The sequence below is a fragment of the Flagellimonas alvinocaridis genome, from assembly GCF_004916895.1.
Classification (GTDB): domain Bacteria; phylum Bacteroidota; class Bacteroidia; order Flavobacteriales; family Flavobacteriaceae; genus Flagellimonas; species Flagellimonas alvinocaridis.
This window is the reverse complement of sequence record NZ_SNTZ01000012.1, coordinates 1-14556: the sequence shown is the minus strand read 5'-3', so window position 1 is coordinate 14556 and position 14556 is coordinate 1. Positions and strand designations below refer to the sequence as shown.

Below are 14556 nucleotides of genomic sequence, written 5' to 3'. Positions count from 1 at the left end.
GTGTTTAGCTGAAGTTGAACCAAAAGCGCACCCCTTCGCTATCTCTGTCAATGTTCAGTTTGGACTGAAGTTGGTTTACCAACCTGTTCATCAAACGGATACCCATGGAAGAATGGGCCCTTTCCTCGGCATCTTCTGGAAGTCCCACACCATTGTCGGTATATTCGAAATAGCCTTGGTCGCCATTTTTTCTTAAATGGATGTAGATTTTCCCATTCTCATCGTTCTCTGGGAAAGCATATTTAAACGAATTGGATACCAATTCATTCAATATCAACCCAAAGGGAATAGCGCGATCAATGTCCAGCTCGGTACCTTCTGCATCTATGGTAATGCTGATGTTATGCCCGCCTTTTTTGTATACAGATTGCACACTGTTGATGAGACTTTCAATATACCCTTGCATTTCAATAACGGAGAGGTCATCGTTCTGATACAGTTTCTGGTGTATCAACGCCATGGCCTTTACCCTGCTCTTACCTTCTTCCAGTGCTTCAATGGCCGATTTGCTACGGGTGTTCTTGGTTTGCAAACTCAGCAAACTGGAAACCATCTGCAAATTATTTTTTACCCTGTGGTGAATTTCTTTCAACAGGGAATCTTTTTCAATAAGGGCATTCTCAATGATATGCTTTTGTTCTGCGATCAGACGTTGATTCTTTATACTTTTTAAATACGCATATACCAAGCCTGCAAAGCCCAATAGGGTGAATATCAATGAAATGAAAACAAGATTGATGCGCTCATCCTTGGCCTTCATTTCACTACGGGCCAACTCGTTGATTCTCTTTTGCTCATCAATCAGGCGCTGTGAATTTTCCAAGTCCTCATTGGCCACAATCGTTACCAATTGCTGTTTAATGATGGATGATTGCTTTTGCGCCAAGGAATCTTTTATACGTTCATTGCGCTTATAATACATGGCGGCATTCTTGTAGTTTTCCACCTTGTCATAATATGAGGCCAGTAAACTATTGCGCTTTATACTTTGTAAGATTCCTATGTTTTCAAAGTCGACATCAAGGCTTTTTTTGGCATCCACAAAGCGTTCCAATTGAAGATTTGCATCGGCAAGGTATAGTGTGTTCTCAATGACTTCATTTCTATGTCCATTTTTAGGCGAAGATTCCAGAACCTCTATACTGCTTTTGAGCAAGGGTATAGCCTGTTCAAACTCTGCCAACATAACATGGCATTTGGCAATATTCCCTTCAATCTCTGCCTTGAGCAAATCGCTCTCAAAGATTTCGGCTTCGCTCTTTTGTACTGAAATGTCGTTAAGATAAACATCCAAATATGCCTTGGCCTTTTTTAGCTCACTTAAGGCTGTTGGGGCAGAATTGTCCAATCGTAAATAGTTGCCCACTTTGCTGTGGTACTTGGCCAAACCGTAAGAATCGTTATCGGCAATGGTAGGCTTTACCTCCATTATGTATTGGTTTCTTGCCTTTCTGTACAGTCCTAGATTGCTATATATATCGTAGAAGGCCACATTCTCTGTGATGCCCATTTCCCTTTTCTCTTTACGGATTTCAATCTGCTTGTCAAACAGCTGTAGATTGGCATAATTGTCATCCAGTACTTCAAGGACTATTTTTTGCGACTCAGAATCCAAAGAATCTTTGGTTCCATAAAGTTCTTTTGCTAGCGCGGTACTTTTATCATATTCACCAAGATCATTGTAAATCTGTGCCTGCATGACCTTGTATAGTCTTGTGGCGGTGGAGTCTTTGGTCTTTTGCGCGTTGGAAAGGTAAATTTTTACGGTATCGAGCCAGTCGTAGGCAGAATGTTCGTGATACCTATCCACCGAATTGAAAAAGATATTGAACCTTCCTGATGGTGTGTTGATATCCTGAAATTCCTTTAGGGAATTTTGTTCCTCTCCAGTGATGGACTGTGCAGCCCCACCAAAAAGAAAAACAAAGTATATAAAAGTAAATAAGAATCTTACGTAACGTCCCATTAATCTATTAAATACATTGACCCTGGGAGTATATCGCCAAGGTCCATACTATTGTTTGTGCCCTTTTTCCGTGCCCCCATCAAACAAAATGATTAATAGCCGTACCATTTGCCAGTATTATAGCTTGTAATCAAAGTATGGGGTATATAAAGAACGCTAGTTTAGCTTCAAAATTAAACCCAAACCCATAGAGTTGCTCACTATTGTTGTGAAACGGTCCATTTCTGTTGTGAAACCTCTTTAGGTATATGCAAAACTCCCATTTGTCGATGTTTTGTGCATTTCGTGGAGCTTTACAGGAGGACAGGGATTATGTAAACTAAAAAAGGCCTTGCCATTTTGGACAAGACCCTTTTACGAGAACACTATATGAAAATGAAAAAATTACTTTCTAATTATTTACACTGCTAAAGTACAGTGATCATTCTATGGTGGGTAATTATTGTTGTGAACACCACAAAAGCTGTTGTCATTGCATAGAAAAAAGATTTTGGCATAAAAAAAGTGCCCGGTTGGGCACTCTTCTATATTATACTTCTTTGTCCTTATTAGCTATTCATGGATGACAATATGAACTCTTTAAAATCCTTGGAAATAGGAATTAAGTTGTTGTTGATCATAATGTCCTTTGAGTTAATGGCATCTATGTGGTCCACATTAACAATGTACGATTTATGGGCTCTATAAAATTTGTTCTTGGGCAATTTCTCCAAATAATCCTTAAGCGGAGAACGCACCAAAAATTTCTTGTCCACTGTATTCACCTCCAAATACACATTGTCTGCCTTGATAAATTGGATATCGCTAAACTGAATTCTGTAATATAGATGTTGCTTTTTTACAAAAATGGAATCTTTTAGAACTGAATTGGAGGTAAAGCTATCCCCATCGTCTCCTTCAATAGCTTTGGGATCATCCTTTTTTGAATAATTAAAATTGGAAAGCGCAATTTCAATGGACGTATACAAATCCTGTTGCTCAAAGGGTTTTACCAAATAGCCATCTGGTTTTACCGTCTTTGCATTTTCCACTGTGGCCCTATCTGAGTTGGATGTGACAAAAATGAAGGGAATATTGTAAACATCCCGGATATGCTTTCCTAAGTCAATGCCAGTTTTGTCAGAAGCGAGAATAATATCGATAAGAACCAAATCAACATGGTTGTTCTTTAACACCTCTACTGCCTGCTCATACACGATGACGTTGTCCACGATCTCATAACCAATCTCTTCCAACATGGACTGCATATCATCTGCTATGATGACATTGTCCTCTACAATCAAAATTTTAATCGGTTGCTCCACGTTCCATAAAGTTTATCTGGTTATATCTCAAAATTACAAAAAATAATTTACTGATGTATAGAAGAGTATGGCCAATAAAAAAGTGCTTAGGGATAACTTTTTAAGTTCCCCATCCAAGGCTCCGGGCACTTGTGTTGACATAACTTTTTTTAAATGAATAAAAATCGGCACAAAAGCAACCATGAAAACGGATTGCAATACCGTTAAGTCTTCCATCAAAATATATACTGTACAGCAAATAAAGGCCACCATCAACAACAGGAAATGATATCGCTTTCCGTTCTGGAATCCCATTTTTACCACTACGGTATTTTTTCCATGTTTTTTATCGGAAACCACATCCCTTAAATTGTTCAAATTTAAAACCCCAACACATAACAGTCCTACTGCTATAGCTAATAAAAGAGAGGTGAAACCTATGGTTTTTGTATACAGGAACATACTTCCCAACACACCTAAGAGTCCAAAAAACAAAAAGACAAACACATCTCCCAATCCCATATAGCCGTATGGATTTGAGCCCATGGTATATTTAATGGCCGCCCAGATGCTCAAAAAACCAAGGACTAAAAAAAGTAGTATGTAAGGCAGATTGTCCAAACCAAATGCCAAATAAACCAACCCAATGGCCAAAAGCAGGGAGATGGCAATGGAAATAATGATTCCCTTTTTCAATGCTGAACGGGTAAGCCATCCACTTTGAAGGGCCCTGGCGGGTCCAATACGGTCTTCATTGTCGGTGCCTTTTACCCCATCGCCATAGTCATTGGCAAAATTTGAGGTCACCTGAAAACCAACTGTTGTCATGAGTGCCAAGACAAAAATGCCCAAGTCAAAAAAACCCTGTTTTGTTGCCAAGGCGGTTCCTAAAATAATTCCAGATAATGATAATGGAAGCGTGCGAAGTCTGGCAGCCTGTACCCAAGCCTTAATATTTCCCAAGATTAATACGGGTCTTCTATTTTTATTCTTTTTCCATCTTGGTATGATGCTACAAAGGCATCCTTAAAGCCCATCTGCACCAATTGCTTTCTAAAAGTCTGTGCTTCATCCAAGGTTTCAAAATTACCAAGGGAATAGGCATAGAACGGATTGGTCTTAACAAAAAGAGTGTTGGTCAGCGCCTCAGATGCCAAGGTTACATTGTTGTCCACAAAGGATTTGACCTGTACGGAATAAATTTTTTCTTTGTTCAGGAATTCCTTGGCCAAGTAAAACTCTTTTACCAAGCTAAGTTCCTCGTTCTGACTCTTAAGATTATCTATTCTTGTTTTAATGGCATCCAGACTATCTATGGAAACCAAAAGATTGTTTTGGTTCTCGTACGATTGTTTGCTACTCAATCCCGCAGTAAACGAAGTAATGGCCAAAGTCCCTATTACAAAAAGACCTACAAACCCTAAAAGTATGTTGCGCTGTAGTCTAATTTTGCGCAAATCTTTGTTCTTATACTTTATCTGGTCTAAAAGTCTTTCATTAATAATCTGGGCCTTATCTATGTCCTTGTGAAGGTCCAATAAATCGCTTTCTTCAATAAAAGGCATATTTCTAGGGAGTTACGGATTCTAAGTTTGTGCTAAGCACATAACTGTCAATGAGTTAATCTACATACTTACAAATGTAAAGTTTTTGTTGAAAGAAAAAAACCCAGCGGTATCAAAATCCCTTTAATTCAAGCTGTTGTTTCTTGAAGGTGCTAACAAGAATCACAAGAGATATATTCCGTCATCCTGAAGGTTTATCTTTCTTTGGCGATACAGAATACCAACCCCTTTCTTAAAAGCTTTCTTGCTTAGGTGGAGGGTAAACTGTATTTCTTCAGGGGATGATTTGTCATGCAAAGGCAGAAAACCATCGTTTTGCACAAGCTTATCGTAGATTATTTTTGCAGTGGGCTCCAGCATCTTGGCTCCAATGGGCTTGAGGGACAAATCTATTTTCTTATCCGCCCTCACATTTTTCACATAGCCTTTTAGGCTATCACCATTGGTCATTGGCCTAAATACATCACTTTCAAAAATAAGTCCTTTGTACTTTCCATCTACAACCACCTCCCATCCCAAAGGCGTTCTTCTATATACCAACAAGTCTACTTCATCATTCACTTCATAGGCCACATCCTCATTGGATAAAAACTTGTCAACCCTACTGGACCCAGTCAGTCTGAACGTTTTTTCATCCATATAACAATACACAACATACTTTTTGCCCTCCTCCATTCTCTGGGCCTGTTCCTTGAAAGGAACCAACAGGTGCTTTTCCAAGCCCCAGTCCAAAAAGGCACCAAATTCACCTACTTCAACAACCTCAAGAAAAGCAAAGCCATTCCTTGTGATTTTTGGCTTAAGGGTTGTGGCTATGGGACGCTCGTTATTGTCCAAATAGCAAAATACCTCCAAGTCCATGTCTATCTTAAAATCCTCTGGAACATATTTGTTGGGTAGAAGTACTTCCGTCCCCTCATCATCTCCAAGGAAAAGACCAATGCTGGTGCTACGTAAAACTTTTAATGTGTTATGGCCGCCCAATTGTATCATGGTGTAAAGGTATATTGAAATTCTGGGTATAAAAAAAGCTGCCAGTTGGGCAGCTCTATTCCTTTTTGCGTTGCCTTAGTTGTAAACAGATTCCTTCTTGAAATGTTTGGCCAACATATAATAAATTACTGCACGGTACTTGTTCTTGTCCGACCTGCCATAGGCATCTATTACCTCGTTTATGGCGTCAGTAAGGGCCGGACCGTCAGAAAGTCCCAATTTTTTGATCAAGAAGTTGTTTTTTACCGTTTCCAATTCCTTTTCATTGGAACCAGAAACCTTTGAAGCGTCCAAATTGTAAACGGCGGGGCCAAGTCCTATGGTCACCTTGGTCAATAGGTCCATGTTTGGGGTCTCTCCAAATTTGGTCTTGATTTCCTCTGCGTACTTTTGGATAAGTTCGTCTCTTTTGCTCATTTTAAAATGGTTAATGTTGATGATTTATACCACCCCCTAAGATATGAAATCGAAGTAGCCAAGCAAAATTTTATCGTTCAGCTTTCTGGGAGTATGAATCTCAAGGATCTTGGGATTGGTGGATTCATCATAAAAATCATTCAAACATGTATGCAACTGTTCCTCGTTATGGGCAGTTTCATATGAGAAGCCGTACATCTTGGCCAAATGCTCGGCCGTATGCACATGATGGGTCTCAAAAAAGGTGGAAAACTCCACAGTATCCTCATTGCCTGGCAAAATCCTGAAAATTCCGCCTCCGGAATTATTGATCAGAATAATCCTAAAATCAGGGCGAATATTGGCGTTCCAAAGAGCGTTGCTATCGTAGAAAAAGCTAAGATCGCCTGTAATCATAACTGTGGGATTTTCTGCAAAAATAGAGGCTCCGATGGCAGTAGAGGTACTTCCATCGATACCACTTGTCCCTCGATTACAGAACACCTTCAACGTAGGCTGCATAGGAAACAATTGCGTATACCGCACTGTAGAACTGTTGGCCAAATGTACCTGATACCCTTTGGGTATTTGATGAAGAATCTCATTGAAAACCATAAAATCCGAAAACGGGATTTGCCCAAGATAGTCGTTCCGCTTTTCTTCATAGTTGTTTTTTACCCCTAGCCATTTTAGTTTGTAACCACTCGGTTCTTTATCCAAGTTGCAAACACGCTTTAAAAATGCATTGGGTTCCATCTTAATATGATGTGATAGACAATAGAAAGTGTCATATGCCTTTTTGGAATCTACATGCCAGTGGTTCTTGGGTTGGTATTTTCTTAAAAACGCCTTTATTTTTTTGGAAACAATCAGTCCGCCAAAAGTAACCAGTAAATCGGGTTGTAATTCTTGAAAAAGCTCATCTCGATTTTCAGATTTTTCAATAGGAGCCACAATACTGTCTATGCTCGGAAAAAAATCTTGGTGATGTACATTCGAGGTCGTTTCCGTAAATACCAAGGAGTTTCCATCCTTGGCTAAAACTTCGAGCACTTCTTTCTCTATGGCATTGGGTTGATTAACCCCTACCAAAACCATTTTTCTCCCACTAGCTTCCCATACTTTCTTGAAATCGTTCAAATCCAATATTGGGGCCTTATCAACCCCCTCATGAATTTCCTCAATAACCAGAGAAGTTTCAGCAACCGTTCCGTAGAGTGGCTCCTCAAACGGAATGTTGATGTGCACTGGAGATTTTTCCAAAAGTGCGACCTGCAGAGCCTTTCCAATTTCAGTTTCGTTGTACGTTTGGATACTCTCCTGGGATTCCTGTAAAAGATTCTTGCCATATTTAGCCACAAGTGCAGGTGCATGGGAAATGTCCTGTTTTAAATTGGCACTATACCCTATGTGTTTGGCCAACACATTTTCTTGACGGATGGTCTGTCCATCCCCAATATCAATCCGGTAGCTGGGTCTATCTGCCGAAACCACAATCAAGGGAATGTCGCTGTAAAATGCTTCGGCAACGGCGGGGTAATAATTCAACAATGCGCTGCCTGACGAACATATGGCTGCCACGGGCTCTTGCAATTGTTGGGCCATTCCCAAGGCAAAAAAGGCGGCACAGCGCTCATCAACAACACTGAAACACTTAAAAAATGGGTTCTTGGTAAATCCCAAAGTCAATGGGGCGTTTCTAGACCCCGGAGAAATGACAATATTTCTGACACCTCGGGACTTAAAATATAAAACCAACATTTGGGCCGAGGGAATATCTGAGTACATCATGGCTCACAAAAATACATCTGAAAACCAAATTCCCCTAAATAAAGAGGCGTCAAATTAAAGGATGTGGAGTATGGTCTTGCTTTTGTTCTGGGTTTCAACCCATTCCCGCTCAGGGTCAGATGCTTTTGTAATACCACCTCCCACATAAATCGAGGCTGTCTGCCCCTTGAGTTCCATGCACCTTAAATTTACATATAAGGAAGTTTCGGTTGCTTGATTCAGGTTGAGTTCTCCCAAAAAGCCAGTATAATAAGTTCGCCTATAATTCTCATGTTTAAGGATAAACTCCTTAGCTTTTTGGGTTGGAATACCACAAACAGCCGGGGTTGGATGCAACAACGAAACAATCTTGTTCACCGAAGTTTTGGGCAACATTTTTCCGTTGATTCTTGACTTTAAATGCCATAGGTTTCCAGCCCTGACCGATTTAGCTTCCTCTATATCCAAAGATTCCATCAGTCCTGTCAAACGCTCACGAATATAATCCGAAACCATTTGCTGCTCCTCAAGTTCCTTTTCTTTCCATTGGGGTACTTCACCTTCCACAAAAGGCAATGTAGCTGCCAAGGACATGGTTTTTATTTCCCGGTTTTGAATGGTCATTAAAGTCTCGGGGGTAGCCCCGCACCAAGTGCCAATTTTAGGGTGGTGAAAAAGATAACAGAATGCATTGGGGTAATGCTGCAAAAGTTGGGTGAAAATTTCAGGCGGGGAAAGTTTTGTTTCCGCTTCCAGTTTTCTTGAAAGTACCACTTTGGACAATCGGCCTGTATTGATTTCCTCAATGCCTTTTTTAATCAACTCCAAATGATCATTTCTACCTATTTCCGAAAGTTGAATTTCGCCAAATGGAGAATGTTCGGAATTCTCCATTTGGGTTACAAAAATCTCATCTGGTTTAAGTAGCACTGCACCGTTTTCGAATTGGAACGGGGCAAAAACAAAGCCCTTTTCACTGAAATCCACTACGGAGTGTAGCGCATCCTCCAATTGAAAAACAGCTGTTATTTGACTCTGATTGGGCTTTCTATAAATACAGAAAGGCAATCCCTCCTTAAGGCAATCGCCAACTCTCCCAATAATAGTTTCAAAATCTTTATTCTCTTGGTAGGGCAATGGTTGTCAGTTTACAGTTGGAAATTAGTTTTCCTTCTTCATCGGTGACCTTAATTTCCCAAAGCTGGGTAGTTCGGCCTTTGTGCAATATAGAGGCCCTAGCAAATACGAAACCTTCTTTGATTGATCTAACGTGGTTGGCAGCAATCTCAATGCCTCTCACAAAAAACTTATTGCCATCTAAAAAAACATAGGATGCGGCACTGCCCACACTCTCTGCCAGTGCTACGGTTGCCCCACCATGGAGTACCCCATCTGGTTGGTGCACTTTAGAGCTAACAGGCATACGGGCCAACAAAAAATTTTCACCAACATCAACATACTCTATCTCCAAAGTTTCCATTAATGTCCCTTTGCAAATTGAATTGCAAACGGACAGAATCTTATCTTTATGGTCTTCCATCCTTCTATTTTTTGTAAAATTACACAAAGCTTTGTCAATAGTATTAAGCAAAACCACTTTATGTCCCCTAGCGAAAAATCCGTACAGTATACGACCCAAAACACCTATCTCACGCATAATTCCCTCAATGAAAAAACCAAAAATGTGTGGTTGGTCTTTCATGGTATTGGCTATTTAAGTAGATATTTTGCGAAGTATTTTGCAGGACTTGATCCAGAAGAGAATTATATCATAGTTCCCCAAGCTCCTTCAAAATATTACCTTAAAAACGAATATAAATACGTAGGGGCCAGTTGGTTGACCAAAGAGAATACTGCCATGGAAATGGAAAATGTACTCCGGTATATGGATGCCGTCCTGGAAGCAGAACAACTCCCCTCCCATACTAACCTTGTCCTCTTTGGTTTTTCCCAAGGGGTGTCTGTGGCCACTAGATTTTTATCCCGTAGAAAACTCCTATGCAAACTTTTAATCCTATATGCAGGTGGTATCCCCAATGAATTAAAAAAGGAAGATTTTTATTTCCTTGACTTTGAAAAAACCCAAATAAAAGTTGTTTATGGGGATAAGGATGAATACCTGACCGCAGAACGCCTTACATCAGAAAAAATAAAACTGGATGTGCTATTTCAGGGGAAAGCCGAAGTAGTCATGTTTGAAGGTGGTCATGAAGTAAAGCCCGAAATCATCCAAGGGTTGGTTTAGCCCTATTTCTTTGGGTTTTCTCCTTCTTTGGCCGCTTCCTTCTCGGGATAGTAGGCTATCATACGAGTAGTGTAGGTGTTGTTTGGAGTAACAATCTGTTTTACCCAGTTCTTCGGCTCATGATTATCAAATTGGAAAATGTACTCTTCCACAGCTTCGGTGGTCAGGGTCTTTGTTACCACTTTGCTTAATACACCATCCGAGTAATAATAAAAAAGCTTTTTCTGGGAAACGAATTCCTTCTCTCCGATGTCATAAAGGAAGTATTCGCTGGTCACCAGTTTTTCATTGGCGTTAAAAACCTCTTCAGTTGCCCTGTTGGGTTCGCCATCTATATATTCCTTGGTAAGAATCACCTTTTGTGTTCCCTTGGCGCTTTTGCGTTCCGATGTGCGAACCGATTTTTCCAGAATACCATTGGTGAAGGTGCTTATGGTAAGTTCATTTTTATATGGGGAATACTCAAAAGAGGTTTCATCCACGCCTTCCGCATTGGATGTTATTATTTTTGTCAGTTTGCCTTCTTCATCATACTCGTACACTTGTTGCTCCAAAAACTGTTTGTCGTACGAAATGATTTTCTCCAAAACCTTACGTTGGGGAACCGTATCTATGGAATAGAAATTGGCCATGGAAGTTGATGCATCCAACGTACTGTTTTTGTAGCTTTCCATACGTTTTTCAACCAACTCACCCCCTTCATATTTATAATAGGTAATGTCTTGGTCCGAATCATTGTATTGCGTCACTGTCTTTGTTAAAATTCCTTCAGGATTAAATTCAAAAGACTCCCTACCATAGTCTGTAATGACCAAACAAGACTTTACATTTCCGTTCAGATCAAAATCCCCTACTCGAAATATGCGAACCTCTTGTGGGTACAAATGAAGATTCAGGAAAAAAAGCAAAAAAGAAAATGTAGCGTAGTTTTTTATCATAGGGTAAAATTACTTCTTAAAAGAGCAACTAAAAAATTTATAGCACATACTATGCCTAAATTAACCCAAAGAAAATATGACTTCAGAACTTTCTATCCGGATCAAAAGGACCTAAATCCATGGAAGGCTTCTTTCCAGATACAAGTTCTGTCACAAATTTACCGGTTGCGGGGCCTAGACTCCACCCCATCATTGCATGACCTGTAGCTATTATAAGATTGCCGTACCTTTTGGGCCGTCCAATATAAGGTAGACCATCTGGGGTTACAGGCCGTAGCCCACATTGTGCATTTCTCTTGTCTTCTTCGGAAATTTTCAATCCTTCATAATACCTTTCGGCTCCTCGTGCAATGGCATTCACCCTTTCTTTACGAATAGTGTTGTTGATTCCTGAAAACTCCATAGTTCCCGCAAAACGGGTAAAGCCTTCCATTGGGGTAACCGCCATCTTTGCTTCCATTAAAATGGCCGGCATGGTTATTCCTGTATGGGACTCCATATTGATTCTATAGCCTTTTCCGCCCTGCAACGGCAATTGTAGTCTTAGCTTTTTGGAAAGTTCAGAGGTCCAAGAGCCAGCGGCAAAGACAACCTCGTCCGCAGTGTAGTTTCCAGCATTGGTCTCCACTTGGGATATGGTCCCTTCTGTAGCAATAAAATTTAGTACCTCCTCCCCTCTTTTTATGACCACTCCATTTGCTTCAAGATATTTGAGCATATTTTTCATGATCTGTGGAGGTGTGGTGTGTCTATCGCATTCATAAAGGATAGCTCCCTCTGCATTTATCTTCACATTGGGCTCTATTTTTTGTAGCTCATTTTTGTCCAAATGCCTACCCTCCAATCCCAAAGTAACAGCCTTCTCCATCACTTCGAGTTCATGGTCACGGGCTTTTTCCGTCTGGTAGACCATCAACAGTCCTTTGTTCTCCAAATGAAAATTTCCCAAATCACCGGAAGCCTTCATACCTTCATACAATTCCCTACTGATCAAGTTAATGTCCCTGATCACAGGCATGGCATCATCAACCTTGACCTGCGTAGAAGATTTTTTAAAATACCAAGCCCATTTAAGGAAATCAACATCCCATCGTGGTTTCATATAGAATGGACTCGATGAGTTGAACATGTATCTTATCCCCTTGGAAATCATTCCCGGAGATGCCAATGGAATAATATGGCTTGGGGTCAAGTAACCTGCATTGACAAAGGAAGCGCCAGAGGTAATATCCGACTTGTCCAAAACTGTGACCTCATGTCCTTCCTTGTGTAAAAAATATGCAGTTGAAAGGCCAACTATGCCACCTCCAACCACAATGATACTTTTGTTTTTGCCCATGATCTGAATCCTTTTCAACTATGGATATCCCACCGATTTATATTATGCGATGACGCTTCAAAAGAGGGTGCCAAGATACATAAAGGGCTTGAGAAAGTTAATCTGCGCACACCCAATTCTTTAGTAATCTTTTGACTATTTTTGGTAAATTTTGAAAACTATCCTGATAATGAAAAAAATCTCCTTGTTTGCTTTGGGCCTGATGTTTGCCTGCAACTCGTCTCAAAAAACGGTGTCGGACAACACCCCAACCCAAAAAGGACCAGATGTGTCGATTACTTATGCCAGCACCATCACCCAAGATGAATTAAAAGAACACTTATATATTTACGCTTCTGATGAATATGAGGGAAGGGAAACAGGAGAACCAGGTCAAAAGAAAGCTGTTGCATATTTAAAGGCCCAATATGAAAGCATGGGCATTCCGGCTGCCAAGGCAGATGGTGATTATTTTCAAAAAGTGCCCCTTGAAGTGGCTGGTGTTCCAGAAGGGAGTATCACCATCAACAATACTACTTTCCCCATCGGGGAAGATGTATTGACCTTCACTATGGCCCAAGGTAATTACAAGGATGTGGTCTATGTAGGTTATGGTGTTGAAGAATCTACCTACTCGGATTATACCGGCTTGGACGTAAACGGGAAGATTGTACTAATCAAGGCTGGTGAGCCCATAAACGCAGATGGCACTTATGTTGTTTCGGGCAATGATGAAAAATCGGTTTGGGGGAACATGTCCGAGGCCATGGAAAAAAAATCCAGTTTGGCCGTGGACAAAGGTGCCAAGGGAATTCTTTACTACGATGCACAAAACTTTCCCCGCTATAAAGGATATTTTGATTTTATGAAGACTAATGATAGTGGTAAAATGGACTTGGCCGGAAATGCAAGTGATGAGTTCCTGATCATGCTCAACGAGAAATCTGCCACTACTATAAAAAAAGATATCGAAGCCAATCCCACACCTGAAAATCTGGTCATATCCCTAAAACTGAATGTGGAAAGTGGAAATGAAAAAGTAGATTCAGAAAATGTGGCAGCCCTATTAAGAGGAACCGAAAAACCGAACGAATATATTGTTATTTCTTCTCATTTAGATCACATTGGAGTAAGTGCCAACGGGGAAATCAATAATGGCGCTGACGATGACGGTTCTGGAACAGTAGCTCTTTTGGAAATCGCGGAAGCCTTCAAAACTGCGGCAGATGCAGGTCAAGGTCCTAAGCGTTCCATTGTTTTCCTGCACGTAACCGGAGAGGAAAAAGGGCTTTTGGGTTCAAGATATTACACGGATATGGACCCCATACTTCCTTTGGATCAAACCGTGGCCAACCTTAATATAGATATGATCGGGCGGATAGACCCAAAATATGCGGGAGACAGAAACTATTTGTATTTAATAGGTTCAGACAAATTGAGTACGGAACTCCACAACCTATCTGAAGAGGTAAACAAGAAATACACCAACATTGAGTTTGATTACACTTATAATGATGAAAACGACCCCAATCGTTTTTACTATAGAAGTGACCATTACAACTTTGCAAAGAACAACATTCCTATTATATTTTATTTTAACGGTACGCATGCCGACTATCACCGACCTGGTGACACACCCGATAAAATAAACTATGATCTGTTGGAAAACCGTTCCCGACTTATTTTCCACACGGCATGGGAAATAGCCAATCGTCCCGATAGACTTGTGGTAGATAAAGCAGCCGATTAATCGTAACCCGTTTTAGAAAATTAAAAGCTCTTGGAAACAAGGGCTTTTTTTTCAAAAGCTATAGTTGTGTCCAAACATTATGGTCAGTTCATTGGAATTGCCGGTCGACAGTCTTTTAAATAATTGGATTAAGTTTAAATGGAAGTTGTGTTTCTCCTTTAGCACATAGTTTAAATTCAACCTAAGGTGGAAACGCCGGACATAGTATACCACCCTCGCCGGGTTAAAGTGACCATAGCTGGCCGGACGAAAGTGACCCACCCGCGCCGGGCCAAAGTGGACCACCTTTAGATTAGATCTATCTGTAAAAAGTCTAAGTGCTTTTTTTGTTA

General features: G+C 40.4%; 13 protein-coding genes. 2 read left to right on the top strand and 11 right to left on the bottom strand.

All coding sequences use genetic code 11. The features are described from left to right. Positions 1 to 4 precede the first annotated feature (4 nt). The 9 genes from EZV76_RS14645 to EZV76_RS14605 form a co-directional block, all read right to left on the bottom strand. Positions 5 to 1966: a sensor histidine kinase gene (locus EZV76_RS14645; RefSeq protein WP_136567318.1), complete on the bottom strand. Its 1962-nt coding sequence runs from the start codon at positions 1964 to 1966 to the stop codon at positions 5 to 7. 548 nt (positions 1967 to 2514) lie between these two features. Next, positions 2515 to 3270: a LytR/AlgR family response regulator transcription factor gene (locus EZV76_RS14640; RefSeq protein WP_136567317.1), complete on the bottom strand. Its 756-nt coding sequence runs from the start codon at positions 3268 to 3270 to the stop codon at positions 2515 to 2517. 33 nt (positions 3271 to 3303) lie between these two features. Further along, the gene (menA, locus tag EZV76_RS14635) at positions 3304 to 4212 is read right to left on the bottom strand and encodes a 1,4-dihydroxy-2-naphthoate octaprenyltransferase (RefSeq protein WP_136567316.1); all 909 of its coding nucleotides are present in this window, start codon (positions 4210 to 4212) and stop codon (positions 3304 to 3306) included. A gap of 2 nt (positions 4213 to 4214) precedes the next feature. Beyond that, positions 4215 to 4814, bottom strand: coding sequence for an SPOR domain-containing protein (locus tag EZV76_RS14630; RefSeq protein WP_136567315.1), 600 nt, complete (start codon positions 4812 to 4814; stop codon positions 4215 to 4217). Positions 4815 to 4976: 162 nt separating this feature from the next. Then, entirely contained in the window at positions 4977 to 5807 is an 831-nt protein-coding gene (locus EZV76_RS14625) for a CvfB family protein (protein WP_136567314.1), read from the bottom strand. Positions 5808 to 5882: 75 nt separating this feature from the next. Beyond that, the gene (locus EZV76_RS14620) at positions 5883 to 6224 is read right to left on the bottom strand and encodes a DUF2853 family protein (RefSeq protein WP_136567313.1); all 342 of its coding nucleotides are present in this window, start codon (positions 6222 to 6224) and stop codon (positions 5883 to 5885) included. Between the two features lie 36 nt (positions 6225 to 6260). Next, positions 6261 to 7994, bottom strand: coding sequence for a 2-succinyl-5-enolpyruvyl-6-hydroxy-3-cyclohexene-1-carboxylic-acid synthase (gene menD / locus EZV76_RS14615; RefSeq protein ID WP_136567312.1), 1734 nt, complete (start codon positions 7992 to 7994; stop codon positions 6261 to 6263). 54 nt (positions 7995 to 8048) lie between these two features. Beyond that, the gene (locus tag EZV76_RS14610) at positions 8049 to 9110 is read right to left on the bottom strand and encodes a chorismate-binding protein (RefSeq protein ID WP_236640933.1); all 1062 of its coding nucleotides are present in this window, start codon (positions 9108 to 9110) and stop codon (positions 8049 to 8051) included. Beyond that, positions 9091 to 9513 (bottom strand): PaaI family thioesterase, encoded by a 423-nt coding sequence (locus tag EZV76_RS14605; protein WP_136567311.1) that lies wholly within the window; start codon positions 9511 to 9513, stop codon positions 9091 to 9093. Before EZV76_RS14605 ends, EZV76_RS14610 begins: the two co-directional genes overlap by 20 nt. Before the next feature lie 60 nt (positions 9514 to 9573). Between EZV76_RS14605 and EZV76_RS14600 the strand changes: the two genes are divergently transcribed. Continuing rightward, positions 9574 to 10218 carry an alpha/beta hydrolase gene (locus EZV76_RS14600; RefSeq protein ID WP_136567310.1) on the top strand — a complete coding sequence of 215 codons (645 nt, stop codon included), beginning with the start codon at positions 9574 to 9576 and terminating at the stop codon, positions 10216 to 10218. Between the two features lie 2 nt (positions 10219 to 10220). On the opposite strand, the gene EZV76_RS14595 is transcribed toward EZV76_RS14600, so the two are convergent. Next, positions 10221 to 11156 carry a hypothetical protein gene (locus EZV76_RS14595; protein WP_136567309.1) on the bottom strand — a complete coding sequence of 312 codons (936 nt, stop codon included), beginning with the start codon at positions 11154 to 11156 and terminating at the stop codon, positions 10221 to 10223. 82 nt (positions 11157 to 11238) lie between these two features. Then, a complete protein-coding gene (locus EZV76_RS14590) occupies positions 11239 to 12495 on the bottom strand; it encodes an NAD(P)/FAD-dependent oxidoreductase (RefSeq protein ID WP_136567308.1) in 1257 nt (418 codons plus the stop codon). Between the two features lie 169 nt (positions 12496 to 12664). Between EZV76_RS14590 and EZV76_RS14585 the strand changes: the two genes are divergently transcribed. Then, positions 12665 to 14224, top strand: a complete 1560-nt coding sequence (locus tag EZV76_RS14585) for a M28 family peptidase (RefSeq protein WP_136567307.1) — start codon at positions 12665 to 12667, stop codon at positions 14222 to 14224. Positions 14225 to 14556 lie beyond the last annotated feature (332 nt).

What these genes read in the sequence shown, in the direction of transcription:
- EZV76_RS14605 (WP_136567311.1), bottom strand. Translation starts at nt 9,513, where the DNA reads ATGGAAGACCATAAAGATAAGATTCTGTCCGTTTGCAATTCAATTTGC.
- EZV76_RS14630 (WP_136567315.1), bottom strand. Translation starts at nt 4,814, where the DNA reads ATGCCTTTTATTGAAGAAAGCGATTTATTGGACCTTCACAAGGACATA.
- EZV76_RS14620 (WP_136567313.1), bottom strand. Translation starts at nt 6,224, where the DNA reads ATGAGCAAAAGAGACGAACTTATCCAAAAGTACGCAGAGGAAATCAAG.
- EZV76_RS14600 (WP_136567310.1), top strand. Translation starts at nt 9,574, where the DNA reads ATGTCCCCTAGCGAAAAATCCGTACAGTATACGACCCAAAACACCTAT.
- EZV76_RS14625 (WP_136567314.1), bottom strand. Translation starts at nt 5,807, where the DNA reads ATGATACAATTGGGCGGCCATAACACATTAAAAGTTTTACGTAGCACC.
- EZV76_RS14645 (WP_136567318.1), bottom strand. Translation starts at nt 1,966, where the DNA reads ATGGGACGTTACGTAAGATTCTTATTTACTTTTATATACTTTGTTTTT.
- EZV76_RS14585 (WP_136567307.1), top strand. Translation starts at nt 12,665, where the DNA reads ATGAAAAAAATCTCCTTGTTTGCTTTGGGCCTGATGTTTGCCTGCAAC.
- EZV76_RS14590 (WP_136567308.1), bottom strand. Translation starts at nt 12,495, where the DNA reads ATGGGCAAAAACAAAAGTATCATTGTGGTTGGAGGTGGCATAGTTGGC.
- EZV76_RS14595 (WP_136567309.1), bottom strand. Translation starts at nt 11,156, where the DNA reads ATGATAAAAAACTACGCTACATTTTCTTTTTTGCTTTTTTTCCTGAAT.
- menD (WP_136567312.1), bottom strand. Translation starts at nt 7,994, where the DNA reads ATGATGTACTCAGATATTCCCTCGGCCCAAATGTTGGTTTTATATTTT.